The sequence below is a fragment of the Pseudomonas sp. Irchel s3a12 genome, from assembly GCF_900187485.1.
GTDB lineage: Bacteria > Pseudomonadota > Gammaproteobacteria > Pseudomonadales > Pseudomonadaceae > Aquipseudomonas > Aquipseudomonas neuropathica.
Map to the genome: position 1 here is coordinate 72565 of NZ_FYDN01000003.1, position 18548 is coordinate 91112.

Annotated in this window: 17 protein-coding genes and 1 pseudogene; 9 read left to right on the forward strand and 9 right to left on the reverse strand. The window is 58.9% G+C overall.

From position 1 onward, the window contains the following. Nucleotides 1-14 precede the first annotated feature (14 nt). The gene (locus tag CKW14_RS06525; RefSeq protein ID WP_095049330.1) at nucleotides 15-1583 is read left to right on the forward strand and encodes a phospholipase D family protein; all 1569 of its coding nucleotides are present in this window, start codon (nucleotides 15-17) and stop codon (nucleotides 1581-1583) included. 88 nt (nucleotides 1584-1671) lie between these two features. Here the strand turns inward: CKW14_RS06525 and CKW14_RS06530 are convergent, their stop codons facing one another. Both CKW14_RS06530 and CKW14_RS06535 read right to left on the reverse strand, forming a co-directional pair. Beyond that, nucleotides 1672-2817 (reverse strand): MFS transporter, encoded by a 1146-nt coding sequence (locus CKW14_RS06530; protein ID WP_095125019.1) that lies wholly within the window; start codon nucleotides 2815-2817, stop codon nucleotides 1672-1674. Nucleotides 2818-3007: 190 nt separating this feature from the next. Continuing rightward, nucleotides 3008-4501, reverse strand: a complete 1494-nt coding sequence (locus CKW14_RS06535) for an aldehyde dehydrogenase (protein WP_095125020.1) — start codon at nucleotides 4499-4501, stop codon at nucleotides 3008-3010. Between the two features lie 239 nt (nucleotides 4502-4740). Between CKW14_RS06535 and CKW14_RS06540 the strand changes: the two genes are divergently transcribed. Further along, a complete protein-coding gene (locus tag CKW14_RS06540; protein WP_095125021.1) occupies nucleotides 4741-5103 on the forward strand; it encodes a cupin domain-containing protein in 363 nt (120 codons plus the stop codon). Nucleotides 5104-5283: 180 nt separating this feature from the next. Here CKW14_RS06540 and rpmG read toward each other — a convergent pair whose 3' ends face one another. Together rpmG and rpmB are read right to left on the reverse strand one after the other, a co-directional pair. After that, nucleotides 5284-5439, reverse strand: a complete 156-nt coding sequence (gene rpmG / locus CKW14_RS06545) for a 50S ribosomal protein L33 (protein ID WP_003177274.1) — start codon at nucleotides 5437-5439, stop codon at nucleotides 5284-5286. A gap of 11 nt (nucleotides 5440-5450) precedes the next feature. Continuing rightward, nucleotides 5451-5684: a 50S ribosomal protein L28 gene (rpmB, locus tag CKW14_RS06550; RefSeq protein ID WP_007920377.1), complete on the reverse strand. Its 234-nt coding sequence runs from the start codon at nucleotides 5682-5684 to the stop codon at nucleotides 5451-5453. Nucleotides 5685-6132: 448 nt separating this feature from the next. On the opposite strand from rpmB, the gene CKW14_RS06555 reads away from it, so the two are divergent. Further along, nucleotides 6133-7719, forward strand: a complete 1587-nt coding sequence (locus tag CKW14_RS06555; RefSeq protein WP_095125022.1) for an ABC transporter substrate-binding protein — start codon at nucleotides 6133-6135, stop codon at nucleotides 7717-7719. A gap of 134 nt (nucleotides 7720-7853) precedes the next feature. On the opposite strand, the gene radC is transcribed toward CKW14_RS06555, so the two are convergent. Next, the gene (gene radC, locus CKW14_RS06560; protein WP_095125023.1) at nucleotides 7854-8528 is read right to left on the reverse strand and encodes a DNA repair protein RadC; all 675 of its coding nucleotides are present in this window, start codon (nucleotides 8526-8528) and stop codon (nucleotides 7854-7856) included. 135 nt (nucleotides 8529-8663) lie between these two features. Between radC and coaBC the strand changes: the two genes are divergently transcribed. The 4 genes and pseudogenes from coaBC (at nucleotide 8664) to argB (ending at nucleotide 12951) form a co-directional block, all read left to right on the forward strand. Then, on the forward strand, nucleotides 8664-9872 hold the full coding sequence (gene coaBC / locus CKW14_RS06565) for a bifunctional phosphopantothenoylcysteine decarboxylase/phosphopantothenate--cysteine ligase CoaBC (RefSeq protein ID WP_007920365.1): 1209 nt from the start codon (nucleotides 8664-8666) through the stop codon (nucleotides 9870-9872). A 5-nt stretch (nucleotides 9873-9877) separates the two neighbouring features. Then, entirely contained in the window at nucleotides 9878-10333 is a 456-nt protein-coding gene (gene dut, locus CKW14_RS06570) for a dUTP diphosphatase (RefSeq protein WP_095049326.1), read from the forward strand. A gap of 318 nt (nucleotides 10334-10651) precedes the next feature. After that, a pseudogene (locus CKW14_RS06575) lies at nucleotides 10652-12028 on the forward strand (phosphomannomutase/phosphoglucomutase); the annotation flags it as partial. A 17-nt stretch (nucleotides 12029-12045) separates the two neighbouring features. After that, nucleotides 12046-12951: an acetylglutamate kinase gene (gene argB, locus CKW14_RS06580; protein ID WP_003229488.1), complete on the forward strand. Its 906-nt coding sequence runs from the start codon at nucleotides 12046-12048 to the stop codon at nucleotides 12949-12951. 183 nt (nucleotides 12952-13134) lie between these two features. On the opposite strand, the gene pyrE is transcribed toward argB, so the two are convergent. After that, entirely contained in the window at nucleotides 13135-13779 is a 645-nt protein-coding gene (gene pyrE, locus CKW14_RS06585) for an orotate phosphoribosyltransferase (RefSeq protein ID WP_008078597.1), read from the reverse strand. Between the two features lie 82 nt (nucleotides 13780-13861). On the opposite strand from pyrE, the gene CKW14_RS06590 reads away from it, so the two are divergent. Next, nucleotides 13862-14641 carry an exodeoxyribonuclease III gene (locus CKW14_RS06590; protein WP_007920349.1) on the forward strand — a complete coding sequence of 260 codons (780 nt, stop codon included), beginning with the start codon at nucleotides 13862-13864 and terminating at the stop codon, nucleotides 14639-14641. Nucleotides 14642-14719: 78 nt separating this feature from the next. On the opposite strand, the gene gltS is transcribed toward CKW14_RS06590, so the two are convergent. From gltS to rph, 3 genes are all read right to left on the reverse strand, one after another. Continuing rightward, entirely contained in the window at nucleotides 14720-15928 is a 1209-nt protein-coding gene (gltS, locus tag CKW14_RS06595) for a sodium/glutamate symporter (RefSeq protein ID WP_095049324.1), read from the reverse strand. A gap of 357 nt (nucleotides 15929-16285) precedes the next feature. Then, the gene (locus CKW14_RS06600) at nucleotides 16286-16654 is read right to left on the reverse strand and encodes a DUF4870 domain-containing protein (protein WP_007920344.1); all 369 of its coding nucleotides are present in this window, start codon (nucleotides 16652-16654) and stop codon (nucleotides 16286-16288) included. A 28-nt stretch (nucleotides 16655-16682) separates the two neighbouring features. Further along, on the reverse strand, nucleotides 16683-17405 hold the full coding sequence (gene rph / locus CKW14_RS06605) for a ribonuclease PH (RefSeq protein ID WP_016985814.1): 723 nt from the start codon (nucleotides 17403-17405) through the stop codon (nucleotides 16683-16685). Between the two features lie 271 nt (nucleotides 17406-17676). Here rph and CKW14_RS06610 point away from each other — a divergent pair, with 271 nt between their 5' ends. Further along, nucleotides 17677-18540: a YicC/YloC family endoribonuclease gene (locus CKW14_RS06610; protein WP_093429970.1), complete on the forward strand. Its 864-nt coding sequence runs from the start codon at nucleotides 17677-17679 to the stop codon at nucleotides 18538-18540. Nucleotides 18541-18548: the final 8 nt, after the last annotated feature.

Here is an 18548-nt window from a genome sequence, read left to right on the forward strand (position 1 = left end):
CGGAATGATCCTACGTGAGCTTCAGACAGCCCCTACTCGCTTCGCTGTTACTCGCCTCGTTCCTGAGCGGCTGTGCCAGTCTCGATGTCCCGCGCGAGCCAAGTCAGGCGTTGCCGGCATCCGATTCCAGCTTCGGTCGTTCGATTCAGGCGCAAGCGGCGCCCTACCATGGCCGCTCAGGGTTTCGCCTGCTGTCCAACAGCAGCGAGGCGTTCACCGCCCGCGCCGAACTGATCCGCAACGCCCAGACCAGCCTTGATCTGCAGTACTACATCGTCCATGACGGCATCAGCACGCGAATGCTGGTGGAGGAACTGCTCAAGGCTGCCGATCGCGGCGTGCGCGTGCGCATTCTGCTCGACGACACCACCAGCGACGGTCTGGACCAGATCATCGCCACGCTGGCGGCGCATCCGCAGATCCAGATTCGTCTGTTCAACCCGCTGCATCTGGGCCGCAGCACCGGCGTCACCCGCGCGGCAGGCCGCTTGTTCAACCTGTCGCTGCAACACCGGCGCATGCACAACAAGTTGTGGCTGGCGGATAACAGCGTGGCCATCGTCGGCGGGCGCAATCTCGGTGACGAATATTTCGACGCCGAGCCAAACCTGAATTTCACCGACATCGATATGCTCAGTGTCGGGCCGGTGGCCGAGCAGCTCGGGCACAGTTTCGACCAGTACTGGAACAGCGCCCTGAGCAAACCGATCGACGAATTCCTTACCAGCCAACCGACCGTCAAGGACCTGGAGAACACCCGCACACGCCTGGAAGAATCGCTGGAGGAAACCCGCAAACAGAATCACGCGCTGTACCAGCAGTTGATGACGTTCAAGACCGCACCGCGCATGGACATCTGGCGCAAAGAGCTGATCTGGGCATGGAATCAGGCGCTGTGGGATGCGCCGAGCAAGGTCTTGGCCAAGGGTGAGCCGGATCCGCAATTGCTGTTAACCACGCAGTTGGGTCCGGAGCTGCGCGGCGTCAGCAAAGAACTGATCATGATTTCGGCGTATTTCGTGCCGGGCCAGCCAGGGCTGGTTTACCTGACCGGTCGTGCCGATGCCGGCGTCTCGGTAAGCCTTCTGACCAACTCGCTGGAAGCCACCGATGTGCCAGCGGTGCACGGCGGCTATGCGCCGTATCGCAAAGCGTTGCTGGAGCATGGCGTGAAACTGTATGAACTGCGCCGTCAGCCTGGGGATAACTACGGCAGTGGCCCGCATGTTTTTTACAGCAAATCGTTTCGCGGCTCTGATTCAAGCTTGCACAGCAAAGCGATGATCTTTGATCGGCAGAAGTCGTTTATCGGCTCGTTCAACTTCGACCCGCGTTCGGTGTTGTGGAACACCGAGGTTGGGGTCTTGGTCGACAGTCCGGAGTTGGCCGAGCATGTGCGTGAGCTGGCCTTGCAGGGGATGGCGCCGGCGCTGAGTTACGAGGCGAAGTTACAGGATGGCCAGATCGTCTGGATCACTGAGGACAACGGCCAGATGCACACCCTGACCAAGGAGCCGGGGAGTTGGTGGCGGCGGTTCAATGCGTGGTTCAGCACCACGGTAGGGCTTGAGCGAATGCTTTAAAAAAGCAAAGGATCGCAGCCTTCGGCAGCTCCTACAGTTGAAGTGTATTCCTCCTGTAGGAGCTGCCGAAGGCTGCGATCTTTTGATGTCAGGCAGGCTCAGTAACTGCGCCAAATGCACCTTGGCGCAACAGCAATATCACCAACCCGAACGCTCCGATCGCCATCAACAACGGCAACGCATGCCCACTGATCCACTGGCTGCCCGCCCCCGCGGCCAGCGGCCCGACCAGACAACCGACACCCCACAACTGCGCAATGTGCGCATTCGCCCGCACCAGCGCATCGTCACGATAACGCTCGCCAATCAGAATCAGCGACAGAGTGAACAAACCACCGGCACTCGCCCCGAACAATACCCACAATGGCCAGATCAGTAGCGTGTCGAGCAACAGCGGAATCGCCAGACTCGACACCATCAACACCACCGCACAACCGGCGAATAGCGTACGCCGTGACAGATAATCGGCCAGCGCACCAATCGGCAGTTGCAGCAGCGCATCACCCACCACCACCGTGCTGACCATCGCCAGCGCAATCTCGGCAGTGAAGCCCTGTTGCAGGCAATACACCGGCAGTAACGTCAGGATCATCGCCTCGAATGCGGCGAACAACGACACCGCCCAGGCAATCGCCGGCAACTCACGGGCGAAGCCCCACAATTCCTTGAACGTTACGCTGCTGGCTTCACTGCTCGGCGCACCGCTGCGACCCAGCAAGAGCAATGGCGACAGCAACAGCAAAGCGACACCGACCCAGAAACCGTAATCATGCTCGGTACCCAGCGCGCCCAACAGCAACGGACCCGACAGTTGGCTCAACGCATAGCTGCTGCCATACAGCGCCACCAGTCGCCCGCGCCAGTTCTCGACCACCAGTTGATTGATCCAGCTCTCGCCGAGGATGAACACGATGGTCAGGATCACCCCGATCATCAGCCGTAGCACCAGCCAGATCGGGTAGCTCGGCAGCAACGCCAACAGACCGATCGACAGCGCCCCGGCCCACAGGCACAGGCGCATCAGGTTCGCCGTGCCGAAACGTGCCGCCAGATGACTGGAAATCTTCGCGCCCAACAACACGCCAATCGCTGGCATCGCCGCCATCACGCCGATGGCAAAGGAGCCGTAGCCCCAACCTTCGAGGCGCAACGACACCAACGGCATGCTGACCCCCAGGGCCAGGCCGACACTCAAGACAGACGCCAACACGGCGAAATACGTCGCCCACCGCATGTTCCACGCTCCTGTGGATTATTTTTTTAGAGGCCATATCAAACAAATGTGGGAGCGAGCCTGCTCGCGAATGCGGCTGCACATTCAGCACATGGGCTGACTGATACACCGCTTTCGCGAGCAGGCTCGCTCCCACAGGGATCTGCCTCGTCTGGAGGATCTGCTCTTGCGAACAGACCCTCCTAACGGCTTACAGCTTGATCCACGTCGCTTTCAGCTCGGTGTACTTGTCGAACGCGTGCAGCGATTTGTCGCGACCGTTACCCGACTGCTTGAAGCCGCCGAACGGTGCGGTCATATCACCACCATCGTACTGGTTAACCCACACGCTGCCGGCGCGCAGTGCCTTGGCGGTCAAATGCGCCTTGGAGATGTCCTGGGTCCATACCGCAGCGGCCAAGCCATACGGCGTGTCGTTGGCGATCTGGATCGCTTCTTCAGCCGTATCGAAAGCGATGACCGACAGCACCGGGCCGAAGATCTCTTCCTGAGCGATCTTCATCGCGTTGCTCACGCCATCGAAAATGGTCGGCTCAACGTAAGTGCCGCCGGTTTCCTGAAGAATGCGCTTACCGCCAGCCACCAGTTTGGCGCCATCGGTGTGCCCGGATTCGATGTACGACAGCACGGTGTTCATCTGCTGAGTGTCGACCAGCGCACCGACGTTGGTCGCCGGATCCAACGGATTGCCCGGCTTCCAGGTTTTCAGCGCCTCGATCACCATCGGCAGGAATGTGTCCTTGATCGAACGCTCGACCAGCAGACGCGAACCGGCGGTGCAGACTTCGCCCTGGTTGAAGGCGATGGCGCTGGCAGCGGATTCGGCAGCCGCTTGCAGATCCGGCGCATCGGCAAAGACGATGTTCGGGCTCTTGCCGCCGGCTTCCAGCCAGACGCGTTTCATGTTCGATTCGCCGGAGTAGATCATCAGTTGCTTGGCGATTTTGGTCGAACCGGTGAACACCAGCGTGTCGACATCGTTGTGCAGGGCCAGCGCCTTGCCGACGGTGTGACCGTAGCCCGGCAGCACGTTGAGCACGCCTTTCGGAATACCGGCTTCAACAGCCAGCGCAGCGATACGGATGGCGGTCAGCGGGGATTTTTCCGATGGCTTGAGGATCACCGAGTTACCGGTCGACAGCGCCGGGCCGAGTTTCCAGCAGGCCATCATCAGCGGGAAGTTCCACGGCACGATGGCGCCGACCACGCCTACCGGCTCGCGGGTTACCAGACCCAGCTGGTCGTGCGGCGTAGCGGCGACTTCGTCGTAGATCTTGTCGATCGCTTCACCGCTCCAGCTCAGCGCTTGCGCCGCACCCGGAACGTCGATGTACAGCGAATCGCTGATCGGCTTGCCCATGTCGAGGGTTTCGAGCAGGGCCAGTTCTTCGGCGTGCTGCTTAAGCAGGCCGGCAAAACGAATCATGGTGGCTTTGCGTTTGGTCGGCGCCAGGCGCGACCAGACGCCGGAATTGAAAGTAGCGCGGGCGTTTTCCACGGCGCGCTGGGAGTCGGCGGCGTCACAGCTGGCGATCTTGCCAAGCAGACGGCCATCGACCGGACTGATGCACTCGAAGGTCTCGCCGGAGACGGCGTCGGTGTATTCGCCATTGAGGTAGGCGCGGCCTTCGATTTTCAGGTCGCGGGCGCGTTGTTCCCAGTCGGCACGAGTCAGGGTGGTCATTTCGAGTGTCCTCCGCTTGTTGAATACGAGCGCCGCGCGATCTTCGCCAGCGTCCTCAGGAATTCTGCCCGGCCAGCCGGTTTTTCGGCCAGAGGCACCCGCCACCCTAAACCAGCGGCCGGGGTTGTTTCAATATATTTGACATAAGGTGGTCATACGGCCTTGCGGTGTTGATTTTAATCAACATAGACTTTGACCCTTTCCAGCCAATCGCGCCGTATTCACGGGGGATAACAACAATGAACATCCAGAACGTCGTCGAGATCAGCCTGACCAGCAGCGAAGCCGAACGCTATCGCCCGGACCCGGCGAAGGTGCTGAAGGGAGATCCTGAGCAAGCGGTGTTCCATCAGTACGAAAGCCCCTGTGGGCAGATGGGCGTTGGCGTTTGGGAAGGTGCGATCGGGCAGTGGACGGTGAATTACACCGAGCATGAGTACTGCGAAATCCTGCAGGGGGTCTCGGTGCTGCGTGACGGCGAGGGCAATGCCAAGACGTTGCGCGTTGGCGACCGGTTTGTGATTCCGGCAGGGTTTCGGGGCACTTGGGAAGTGCTTGAGGCTTGCCGCAAGATCTATGTGATCTTTGAACAGAAGGCTTGAGGATTTTCGCTGGCTGATCCGGCCCTATCGCGAGCAGGCTCACTCCTACAGGTGACCGCATTCCAATTTAGGAGTGAGCCTGCTCGCGATAGGGCCAGAACAGGAAACACAAAATCCGAGGCAACAAAAAAGGCCCGTATCGTGAGATACGGGCCTTTTTCGTAAGTCGGGAAAAATCAATTACTTGATTTTGCCTTCCTTGTAGATCACGTGCTTGCGAACAACCGGATCATATTTCTTGATCTCGATTTTGTCCGGGGTAGTACGCTTGTTCTTGTCGGTAGTGTAGAAGTGACCAGTACCGGCGCTCGAGATCAAACGAATCAATTCACGCATGATTAGCTCCCTTAAATCTTGCCATCGCGGCGAAGTTCGGCGAGCACGACAGTGATGCCACGCTTGTCGATGATACGCATGCCTTTGGCAGATACGCGCAGACGCACAAAACGTTTCTCTTCTTCAACCCAGAAGCGGTGATGCTGCAGGTTCGGCAGGAAACGACGACGGGTTTTGTTGTTTGCGTGGGAAATGTTATTCCCAGTCACCGGACCCTTACCGGTAACTTGACATACTCTCGACATGCCTCAGCCCTCTAAAACCACATGCCCAACCCGGCATGGGTTGGCCGCTTAATCTCTCAGTCATTTGGCGCCAGGCGCCGCGTTTCTTTAGAGGTCTTACCGGCTACACCTACAGTGAAGGAACCGGGCCCCTAGAAAAGAGCGCTGCTTTATACCAGAAAGACTTCAGAGCAACAACATTCGGTGTGCAAACAATCCACAAAAAGGCGCTTTTTCAGCCTGCGAACGGCTTGGATAAAGGCTGGCATCGATTTTTACCACTCGTCGCAGAAAACCACCCTTGCGGGCGATTCAGACTTTTTACCGCGCACCGCGGTCTGAAAAACCGCCATCACTGTGCCCCGAAAATGCAAAAAGGGGATAGTCATTTGTAATCCAGACCTCTAGGGTAGGCCTTTTCCAGACTGCACTTGCAGATGGGCCTTCGATCTGTAAAAGGAAACCGACCATGCGCCTCGCTGCCCTACCCCTGTTGCTCGCCCCGCTCCTGCTGAGCCCCCTGGCCCAGGCTGCCGCGCTGAGCGTCTGCACCGAGGCCAGCCCTGAAGGGTTCGACGTGGTGCAGTACAACTCGCTGACCACCACCAACGCCTCGGCCGACGTGCTGATGAACCGTCTGGTTGAATTCGACACCGCCAGCGGCAAAGTCGTGCCGAGCCTGGCCGACAGCTGGGAAGTCAGCACCGATGGCCTGACGTATGTCTTCAAGCTACACCCGCAGGTGAAGTTTCATACGACTGACTACTTCAGGCCGAGCCGTGAGATGACCGCAGAAGACGTCAAATTCAGCTTCGACCGCATGCTCGACCCGGCCAACCCGTGGCACAAAGTCGCCCAAAGCGGCTTCCCCCATGCGCAATCGATGCAGTTGCCAGCGCTGATCAAGAAGATCGACGCGCTCGATCCGCTGACCGTGCGTTTCACCCTTGATCACCCGGACTCGACCTTCCTGGCGACACTGAGCATGGGCTTCGCCTCGATCTACTCCGCCGAATACGCCGACAAATTGATGAAGGCCAACGCCACGGACAAGCTCAACAGCCAGCCGATCGGTACCGGCCCGTTTGTGTTCAACCGCTTCCAGAAAGACGCGGCGATTCGCTACAAGGCCAACCCGGATTACTTTGGCGGCAAGCCTTCGGTAGACCCGTTGATCTTCGCCATCACCCCGGACGCCAACGTGCGCCTGCAAAAGCTACGGCGCAACGAATGCCAGATCGCCCTGTCGCCAAAACCTTTGGACGTACAGGCCGCGCTGAAAGAGCCGACACTAAAAGTCGAAAAGACTGACGCCTTCATGACCTCTTTCGTTGGCATCAACAGCCAGCATCCGCCGCTGGACAAGCCAGAGGTGCGTCAGGCCATCAACCTCGCCTTCGACAAGGCCAACTACATCAAGGCGGTGTTCGAAGACACCGCCGAAGCGGCCAATGGCCCTTACCCACCGAACACCTGGAGTTATGCGAAGAACCTACCGGGTTACCCGCATGACGTGGCCAAAGCCAAGGCGCTGATGGCCAAGGCCGGTTTGAAAGACGGCTTCCAGACCACCATCTGGACGCGTCCATCAGGCAGCCTGCTCAACCCGAACCCAAGCCTCGGTGCACAGTTGTTGCAATCGGATCTGGCGGAAATCGGTATTCAGGCGGAAATCCGCGTGATCGAGTGGGGCGAACTGATTCGCCGCGCCAAGGCGGGCGAGCATGACCTGCTGTTCATGGGCTGGGCCGGCGACAACGGCGACCCGGACAATTTCCTGACACCGCAGTTTTCCTGCGCCGCGGTCAAATCGGGCACCAACTTCGCGCGCTACTGCAATGCCGATCTGGACAAGCTGATCAGCGCCGGCAAGACCACCAGCGAACAAGGTGTACGCACCAAGCTGTACGAGCAGGCGCAGGCGCAGATTCAGCAGCAGGCGTTGTGGTTGCCGCTGGCGCATCCGACCGCTTATGCGCTGACACGTAAGGACGTGCAGGGTTACTCGGTAAGCCCCTTTGGCCGCCAGGACTATTCGAAGGTAAACCTGAAATAACCTGCCCTGCACATAACGTGTAGGAGTGAGCCTGCTCGCGATGGCGTCATTTCAGTCAACCCATTCGGTGACTGGAAAATTGCTATCGCGAGCAGGCTCACTCCTACAGGGGTTTAGCGTTTTTCCCCTGAACTTTACATCCAGCCACACTCAGCCATCGACAACGGCTCACCATCGCCGACGATGAAGTGATCGAGCACCCGCACATCAATCAGCTCCAGTGCCTTTTGCAGTCGCTTGGTCAGCAGCCGATCTGCCTGACTGGGGTCAGTGTTCCCCGATGGATGGTTGTGGCACAGGATCAACGCAGCGGCGTTATTGGCCAAACATCGCTTCACAACCTCGCGTGGATGCACGCTGGTGTTGTCGATTGAGCCGCGAAACAGTATCTCGAAATTCAGTACTTGATGTTTGGAGTCGAGAAACAGGCAACCAAACACCTCATGCGGTTCGTGACGCAGCATCGATTTCAGATAATCGCGAACGACCTGAGGGTTTTCCAGGGCTGGTTTCTGCCGTGATTTCTCAGCCAGATGCCGCCTGCTCATTTCCTGAGCAGCTTGCAGTTGCGCAAACTTCGCCGGCCCGAGCCCCAATTGTTTGCTGAATTCGTCCTGATCGGCCTCAAGCAGCAAACGCAGGCTGCCGAATTGAGTCAACAGATTGCGCGCCAGATCCACAGCACTTAGTCCGGGCAACCCGGTGCGCAGAAAAATCGCCAGTAACTCAGCGTCTGAAAGGCTCGCTGCCCCGTGTTCCAACAACCTTTCCCGCGGACGTTCCGCCGCAGGCCAATCGCGAATACTCATAGCACTTCCCTGTCTGTGGGCGCCGCTGTTCCGTAGCGGTCGCTGTGATATCGTAGCCCATCTTTTTTGCGGGCGAATTCACCCTGGGGAGGGGGTTTCGCCACGTATGTCACCCACGAAATGAAAGGCAGACCTATGCAGCGGCTGTATCGGAAACGCATCGTGCTCGGCGTCGGCGGCGGCATCGCGGCCTACAAGAGCGCCGATCTGGTTCGTCGCCTGATCGATCAGGGTGCCGAAGTACGCGTGGTCATGACCCATGGCGGCGCCGAGTTCATCACCCCGCTGACCATGCAAGCGCTGTCCGGCCACCCAGTCCACCTCGACTTGCTCGACCCGGCTGCCGAAGCCGCGATGGGCCACATCGAGCTGGCGAAATGGGCCGATCTGGTACTGATCGCCCCGGCCACCGCCGACCTGATCGCCCGCCTGGCCCAAGGCATCGCCAACGATTTGCTGACCACCCTGGTGCTGGCCACCGACGCCGTTGTGGCAGTCGCGCCGGCAATGAATCAGGCGATGTGGCGTGATCCGGCGACCCAGGCCAACCTGCAACTCCTGGAAAGTCGTGGCCTGAAGACCTTCGGCCCGGCCTCGGGTAGCCAGGCCTGCGGCGACGTCGGCATGGGCCGCATGATGGAGGCCACCGACCTCGCACAATGCGCGGCGGACTGCTTCCAGCGCCAGGCGCTGACCGGCAAACACGTCGTCATCACCGCCGGCCCGACTCAGGAAAACATCGACCCGGTTCGCTACATCACTAACCACAGCTCCGGCAAAATGGGCTTCGCCCTCGCTGAAGCCGCAGTTGAGGCCGGCGCCCGCGTCACGCTGATCAGCGGCCCGGTGCACCTGCCGACACCGGATCGCGTCACGCGTATCGACGTGGTCAGCGCCCGCGACATGCTCGCGGCTTGCGAGTCGGCGATCCCGTGCGATGTGTTCATCGCCTCGGCAGCCGTTGCGGACTACCGCCCGGAAGTCGTCGCCCCGCAAAAACTCAAGAAAGATCCTACGAGCGGTGACGGCTTCGTCCTGCAAATGGTGCGTAACCCGGACATCCTGGCCACCATCGCGACGCGTCCCGACCGTCCGTTCAGTGTCGGTTTCGCCGCCGAGACCGAACACCTGCTCGACTACGCTGCACGCAAGCTGAAGGACAAGAATCTCGATTTGATCGTCGCCAACGACGTCGCCAACCCGAGCATCGGTTTCAACAGCGAAGAAAACGCCTGCAGCGTGATTGACCGTGCGCTGCACGCCACGGTTTTCGCCCAGACCAGCAAGAGCAAGATCGCTCGCCAACTGGTCACCTTTATCGCCGAACGTCTGAACCAGGTTTAATTTACATGCACGCTTTGCAAGCCAAGATCCTCGACCCACGCATCGGCACCGAATTCCCGCTGCCGCAATACGCCACCCCGGGTTCCGCCGGCCTCGACCTGCGCGCCATGCTGGATCAGGACATCGTGATCAAGCCGGGTGAAACCGTGCTGATCCCCACCGGTCTGTCGGTTTACATCGGCGACCCGAACCTCGCCGCGCTGATCCTGCCGCGCTCGGGCATGGGCCATAAGCACGGCATCGTGCTGGGCAACCTCGTGGGTCTGATTGACTCGGATTATCAGGGCCCGCTGATGGTGTCTTGCTGGAACCGTGGCCAGACCGACTTCACCATGACCGTCGGCGAACGTCTGGCGCAACTGGTGCTGGTACCGGTGGTACAGGCGCATTTCGAAATGGTTGAAGAGTTCGTCGAAACCGAACGCGGCACTGGCGGATTTGGCCATACCGGCACCAAATAACCGGAGCCATCTTCTGTAGGAGCTGCCGCAGGCTGCGATCTTTTGATTTTTAAGATCAAGATCAATAGATCGCAGCCTGCGGCAGCTCCTACAGGGGGAAGTTTCAGCAGATCAGCTGAAAGGTTTAACACCGAAAATCAAGGTTTTGCCGGCCGAAAGCCACGCCCGCCGAGGCATCATGGCCCTTTCATACCACGAACTCTCCGTGGAAAACGCCGTCATACCCTTCAGTTTGAGCCTGCCGTCGAACGATTCGTCGGTCTGTCCCGCCACTTTCGAGATGGAGCATTTCCGTAGATGAGCACCCCAGCCAAGATCGCCCCGAAGCTGCCCGACAGCATTTTCCGCGCCTATGACATTCGCGGCACCGTGCCGGAATTCCTCAATGCCGAAACCGCTTACTGGATCGGCCGCGCCATCGGTTCGCAGAGCCTGGCCCAAGGTGAGCCGAACGTTTCCGTCGGTCGCGACGGCCGCCTGTCCGGCCCGGAGCTGGTTGCAGAACTGATTCGCGGCATCGCCGAAAGCGGCTGCCACGTCAGCGATGTCGGCCTGGTGCCAACGCCCGCGCTGTACTACGCCGCCAACGTCCTGGCCGGCAAATCCGGGGTGATGCTCACCGGCAGCCACAACCCGTCGAACTACAACGGTTTCAAGATCGTCATCGCCGGCGACACCCTCGCCAACGAACAGATCCAGGCCCTGCACGAGCGCCTCAAGACCAACAACTTGAGCAGCGGCACCGGCAGTGTCACTCAGGTCGAGATCCTCGACCGCTACAACACCGAAATCGTCCAGGACATCAAACTGGCGCGGCGCATGAAGGTCGTGGTCGACTGCGGCAACGGCGCGGCCGGTGTGATCGCCCCGCAACTGATCGAAGCGCTGAATTGCGAAGTCATCCCGCTGTTCTGCGAGGTCGATGGCAACTTCCCGAACCACCACCCGGATCCGGGCAAGCCTGAAAACCTCGTCGATCTGATCGCCAAAGTCAAAGAAACCAACGCCGACATCGGCCTGGCTTTCGACGGCGACGGCGACCGTGTCGGCGTGGTGACCAACACCGGCAGCATCGTTTACCCCGATCGCCTGCTGATGCTGTTCGCCCGTGACGTGGTCGCGCGCAACCCGGACGCGGAAATCATCTTCGACGTCAAATGCACCCGCCGCCTGGTGCCGCTGATCAAGGAATACGGTGGTCGTCCGCTAATGTGGAAGACCGGTCATTCGTTGATCAAAAAGAAAATGAAACAATCCGGTGCACTATTGGCCGGTGAAATGAGCGGGCACATCTTCTTCAAGGAGCGCTGGTTCGGTTTCGACGACGGCATCTACAGCGCCGCACGGCTGCTGGAGATCCTCAGCAAGGAAAAATCCACCGCGGAAGAGCTGTTTGCAACCTTCCCGAACGATATTTCTACGCCGGAAATCAATATCCATGTGACCGAAGAGAGCAAATTCAGCATCATTGATGCACTGCACGACGCACAGTGGGGCGCAGGCGCTGACCTGACCACCATCGACGGCGTGCGAGTCGATTACGCCAAAGGCTGGGGCCTGGTGCGCGCGTCCAACACCACACCGGTGCTGGTGCTGCGCTTCGAGGCCGATGACGAGGCAGAACTTGCGCGTATCAAGGACGTATTCCACGCCCAATTGAAACGTGTTGCACCTGATCTCCAACTACCGTTCTGATCCACCCGGAGCCCTGAATGACCCTCGAACGCGAAGCCGCCGCCCATACCGCCCAGGTCCTGTCCGAAGCGTTGCCTTACATCCGACGTTATGTCGGCAAGACCCTGGTGATCAAATACGGCGGCAACGCGATGGAAAGTGAGGAGCTGAAAACCGGCTTTGCGCGCGACATCGTCTTGATGAAAGCCGTGGGCATCAACCCGGTCGTGGTTCACGGTGGCGGCCCGCAGATCGGCGATCTGCTCAAGCGTCTGTCGATCGAAAGCCACTTCGTCGATGGTATGCGCGTCACCGACGCCGCGACCATGGATGTGGTGGAAATGGTCCTTGGCGGCCAGGTCAACAAAAGCATCGTCAACCTGATCAACCGTCACGGCGGCAGCGCCATCGGCCTGACCGGTAAAGACGCCGGGCTGATTCGTGCGAAGAAGCTCACCGTCACCCGTCAGACCCCGGAGATGACCCAGCCGGAAATCATCGACATCGGTCAGGTCGGCGAAGTGGTCGGGATCAACACCGAACTGCTGAACCTGCTGGTCAAAGGCAACTTCATTCCGGTGATTGCGCCGATTGGCGTGGGTGAGAACGGCGAGTCGTACAACATCAACGCGGATCTGGTGGCTGGTAAAGTCGCCGAGGCACTGAAAGCCGAGAAGCTGATGTTGCTGACCAATATTGCCGGCCTGATGGACAAGTCGGGCACCGTGTTGACCGGCCTGAGCACGCAGCAGGTCGACGACCTGATCGCCGACGGCACTATCTACGGCGGTATGCTGCCGAAGATCCGTTGTGCACTGGAAGCGGTTCAGGGCGGCGTGGGCAGCTCGCTGATCATCGACGGCCGCGTGCCGAACGCGATCCTGCTGGAAATCTTCACCGACACCGGTGTGGGCACGCTGATCAGCAATCGCAAGCGTCCGTAAGCGCAGACGCAAACAAAAAGACCCCGCTCAGCCAGGCTGAGCGGGGTCTTTTTTTGCCTGCAACCTCAGACTTCTGCACCTCTCCTGTGTAGGAGCTGCCGAAGGCTGCGATCTTTTGATCTTGCTCGCAAATGCCAAAATCAAAAGATCGCAGCCTTCGGCAGCTCCTACAGAGAAGGTGTGTCAGACGCCGAATTGGGCGCGGTAGGCTTCCACGGCTGGCAGGTGCTGCTTGAGTTGCGGGTCGTCAGCGAGGAATTCCAGCACCTGGTTCAGCGAAACAATGCTGATGACGGGGATGCCAAAGTCGCGCTCGACTTCTTGAATCGCCGACAACTCACCGTTGCCACGCTCCTGACGGTTCAGCGCGATCAGCACGCCCGCAGCTTTGGCGCCGTCCTGGGAAGCGATGATTTGCATCACTTCGCGGATTGCCGTACCAGCGGTGATCACGTCGTCGATGATCAGCACATCGCCAGTCAGCGGCGCGCCGACCAGACTGCCGCCCTCGCCGTGGGCCTTGGCTTCCTTGCGGTTGAAGCACCATGGCAGATCACGGTCGTGGTGCTCGGCCAACGCGACAGCTGTGGTCGCTGCCAACGGGATGCCTTTGTAGGCCGGTCCAAACAGAACGTCGAAGGGAATACCGCTTTCGGCAATGGCTGCAGCGTAGAAACGCCCCAACTGCGCCAGGGCCGAACCCGAGTTGAACAGGCCGGCGTTGAAGAAGTAAGGACTGGTGCGCCCGGACTTCAGGGTGAACTCACCGAAGCGCAAAACGCCGCGATCGATGGCAAAACGAATGAAATCGCGCTGATACGCTTGCATGAAAAAAACCCCAAATACCACGGATTTAGCTAATTAGCTTGACGCCGTGTATCATACACGCACGCGATTTTTGGGGCCATTTATGCGGATCATCAGTGTGAACGTCAATGGTATTCAGGCTGCAGTCGAGCGTGGTTTGCTCAGTTGGCTGCAAGCACAGAATGCCGACGTCATCTGCCTGCAGGACACCCGTGCCTCCGCCTTTGAACTGGATGACCCAGCCTTCCAACTGGATGGCTACTTCCTTTATGCCTGCGATGCTGAAGTCCCTGCCCAAGGCGGCGTGGCTTTGTATTCGCGGTTGCAACCGAAGGCTGTCATCAGCGGTCTCGGTTTCGAGACGGCCGACCGCTACGGGCGCTACCTGCAAGCAGATTTCGACAAAGTCAGTATTGCCACCTTGCTGCTACCTTCGGGGATGAACGGCGATGAGGACTTGAACCAGAAGTTCAAGCTCATGGACGACTTCGGCAAGTACCTGGACAAACAGCGGCGCAAACGTCGCGAGTACATTTATTGTGGCTCGCTGTACGTGGCGCAGCAGAAGCTCGACATCAAGAACTGGCGCGACAGCCAGCAATCCCCGGGCTTCCTGGCGCCAGAACGCGCCTGGATGGACGAGATTGTCGGCAACATGGGCTATGTCGATGCCCTGCGCGAAGTCAGCCGCGAAGGCGACCAGTACAGCTGGTGGCCGGACAACGAACAGGCCGAGATGCTCAATCTCGGCTGGCGGTTTGACTACCAGATCCTGACCCCGGGCCTGCGGCGCTTCGTGCGCAGTGCTCGCCTGCCGCGTCAACCACGGTTCTCGCAGCACGCACCGCTGATCGTCGACTACGACTGGACGCTGACCATCTAAGCGTCGTTTCGCAGTTAAAAATGCCCGTATCGCAAGATACGGGCATTTTTTGTGCGTCAGTGCCAAGCCGATTCGGACTCAGACAGCGGCGAAGAACGGTAAGGTCAGGTAGAGCTTGATCACGACGACATTAATGATATCGATGAAAAACGCTCCGACCATCGGCACCACCAGAAAGGCAATCTGCGACGGCCCATAACGCTGCGTCACTGCCTGCATATTGGCAATCGCCGTCGGCGTCGCACCCAATCCGAAACCGCAATGCCCTGCCGCCAGCACGGCCGCGTCGTAGTTGCGCCCCATCATCCGGAATGTCACGAAAATCGCGAACAACGCCATGACCAGCGCCTGTACAGCCAGAATGATGAAAATCGGCAACGCCAGTGCGGCCAGATCCCACAACTTGAGCGACATCAGGGCAATCGCCAGAAACAGCGACAAGCTGACATTACCCAGCACCGACACCTCACGCTCGAACACCTGATACAGACCCAACGCCGAAAGCCCGTTGCGCAAGACCACGCCAACAAACAGAACACAAACGAACGTCGGCAACTCGAATGAAGTACCGTGCAGCCAGCCATTCAGAAGATTGCCCGCCAACAAGCTGACTGCAATCAGGGCGAGTGTTTCTATAAACGAAAACGGGGTAATCGAGCGTTCTTTGTTTGGTTGCTCGAAGCCTCTTGGCAACCGCGGCGTTTGCTGATTCTGACAACCGGGCACCTGCACTCGCTTGATGAGCAACCGTGCAACCGGTCCACCAATCAAACCACCCAGCACCAGACCAAACGTCGCGGAGGCGATCGCCAGCTCGGAGGCAGAGGCCAGACCGTATTTCTCACTGAATACCGTACCCCACGCAGCCCCAGTGCCGTGACCGCCCGCCAAGGTGATCGATCCGGTCAGCAGTCCCATCAATGGATCGAGCCCGAGCATTGTTGCCAGCCCGATCCCCATCGCATTTTGCACCACCAACAATCCGGTGACTGCCAACAGAAATATCCCGACAACGCGCCCGCCTTTCTTCAAGCTGGCAAAGTCTGCACTTAGACCAATGGTGGCAAAAAAGGCCAGCATCAAAGGTGTCTGCAGCGAAGTATCGAAACGAATTTCAATATTTAGCGTTCGCAGCAGCAACAAGATCAAGGCAACTACCAGGCCACCCGCGACCGGTTCAGGGATATTGTAACTGCGCATGAAGCCAACACGCATAACTAGCCCGCGCCCTAGCAAAAGAACTAAGGAGGCGGCCACAAGTGTTCCGTAAAAATCGAGCTGAATCATTGGGATTATTCTTGGCTATATATTCAGAGGCGAGCTGTTTACCTGCACGCACCTCATGAACCGGCTGATTGTCTCAACACTGATTACTCGGAAATTCAATAGCCTTCGATGGCTTGAATATATCTTAATATTTCAGGAGAAATATTATCCGAGCAACTTTAACAATCGTCGCCTTTGATTCCAAGGCCATGAATCCGAACTAAGCCGATGCAGTTGTGACTAAAAGTGTATATACAGAAAGAGTATCGACCGATCATCGCGATCAGATCATTCCTACCCATAATAGCGATTAATTTTGTTGCATTAATAAAATGCCCTGACAGGTCAGGGCATTTGTTTTAAAACTTTTCGAGCGCCTTATTTGATCAGTCGCCAGGTAAACGGATATCGGTAAGGAAAACCTTCATTGGCCTTCACACCGGCGATGATGGTCAAAACGAGCGCACCGATAGCCAGTATCCCCAACAGGAAGAACCCGATGATCAGCACCATCAGCAGGAAACAGATCAACGAGGCGATGGCGACGGTGATCTGAAAATTCAGCGCCTCCTTGCCTTGAGCGTCGATGAACGGGTCCGTTTCGCGCTTCATCTGCCAGAGGATCAACGGCCCGATCAGATTGCCGAACGGAATCCAGATCCCCAGCAAGGCCGACAAATGACAAAACATCGCCCACTGGCGAACCTCCTGGCTCGGTTTGGGCAGCAACTCTTGTTCGTCACTCATCGCGTCCTCCTTGCGGTTATGAACCTGCTCAGTCGGCCAGTGCTGCCTTTTGCAGTTCGAAGATTTCGTTCATGCCTTGCTTGGCCAGTTCCAGCATGGCGTTCAAGTCTTCAGGCTGGAACGGCGCGCCTTCAGCCGTACCCTGCACCTCGATGAAACCACCGGTGCTGGTCATCACCACGTTGAGGTCAGTCTCGGCGGCGGAATCTTCAAGATAGTCCAGATCCAGCACAGCCTCACCCTGATACATGCCGACCGACACGGCACCGATCATCTGCTTGAGCGGATCGCCACCCTTCAGGCCGCCACGCTTCTTGATTACTTTCAGCGCATCAACCAGTGCAACCATGGCGCCGGTGATCGAAGCCGTGCGAGTACCACCGTCGGCCTGGATCACGTCGCAGTCGACGTACAGGGTCACATCGCCCAGCTTGGACATGTCCAGCGCAGCGCGCAGGGAACGGCCGATCAGGCGCTGGATTTCCAGGGTGCGGCCGCCCTGCTTGCCACGGCTCGCTTCACGCTGGTTACGCTCGCCAGTGGCGCGCGGCAGCATGCCGTATTCGGCGGTCAACCAACCCTGGCCCTGGCCTTTGAGGAAGCGCGGCACACCGTTTTCGACGCTGACGGTGCAGATGACTTTGGTATCACCGAATTCGACCAGTACGGATCCCTCGGCGTGTTTGGTGTAGTTGCGGGTAATGCGGATCGAGCGGAGCTGATCGGCAGCGCGACCACTTGGACGTTTCATAGGGAATACCTGTACTGGGGACGGAAAACTGCCGAGCATTATAGAGCGCTGCACCGCGCGTGGGCACTCGTTAAAAATCCAGCCCGACGATCGAAGGCCCTGAAACACCCGTTACCGACGGGATGCAGCCCTTTGTCACACCGTGTGTTTGGGCGCATTCGCCGCACTGCGCTACAATCCTGCGCCTTTGCTGCCAGTCGGCTTAAATTCATACATATCGCGCCTGCGGAACACAGGTTTCGCGCCGATCTGCATTTGCGAGGTCACCGCCATGGTGCACAGCATGACCGCCTTCGCCCGCGTCGAAAAAGCCGGCGCACAGGGCACCCTGAGCTGGGAACTGCGCTCGGTGAACAGCCGCTATCTGGAACCCCACCTGCGCCTGCCGGAGTCGTTTCGCGACCTCGAAGGCGCGGTGCGTGAAGCGCTGCGTCAGGGCCTGTCGCGGGGCAAACTCGAATGCACCCTGCGTTTCACCGAAGAAAGCACCGGCAAAACCCTGCAAGTCGATCGCGAGCGCGCCGCGCAGCTGGTTGCTGCAGCCGAGACCGTTGCCGGGCTGATCAAAAACCCTGCCGCACTCAACCCGCTGGAAGTGCTGGCCTGGCCCGGCGTACTGGTGGGCGATGCGAGCGACCCGCAGGCGCTGAATGCCGACGCACTGGCGCTTTTCAATCAAGGCCTGAAAGAGCTGAAGGCCGGCCGCGAGCGCGAAGGCGCGGAGCTGGCACGCCTGATCAACGAGCGTCTGACCTCCATCGAAGAGGACGTCGTGACCCTGCGCGAACTGGTGCCGCAGATGCTCGCGACCCAGCGTCAGAAAGTCCTCGATCGCTTCGCTGACATGAAGGCCGAGCTGGATCCGCAGCGCCTGGAACAGGAAATGGTCATCCTCGCGCAAAAGAGCGACGTGGCCGAAGAACTGGATCGCCTGAGCACCCACATCATCGAAGTTCGCCGGGTGCTCAAGTCCGGCGGTGCCGCTGGTCGGCGCCTGGACTTCCTGATGCAGGAACTCAACCGCGAAGCCAACACACTGGGCTCCAAGGCCTTCGACCCGCGCAGCACCCAAGCCGCCGTCAACCTCAAGGTGTTGATCGAGCAGATGCGCGAACAAGTGCAGAATATTGAGTAAGGCTACCC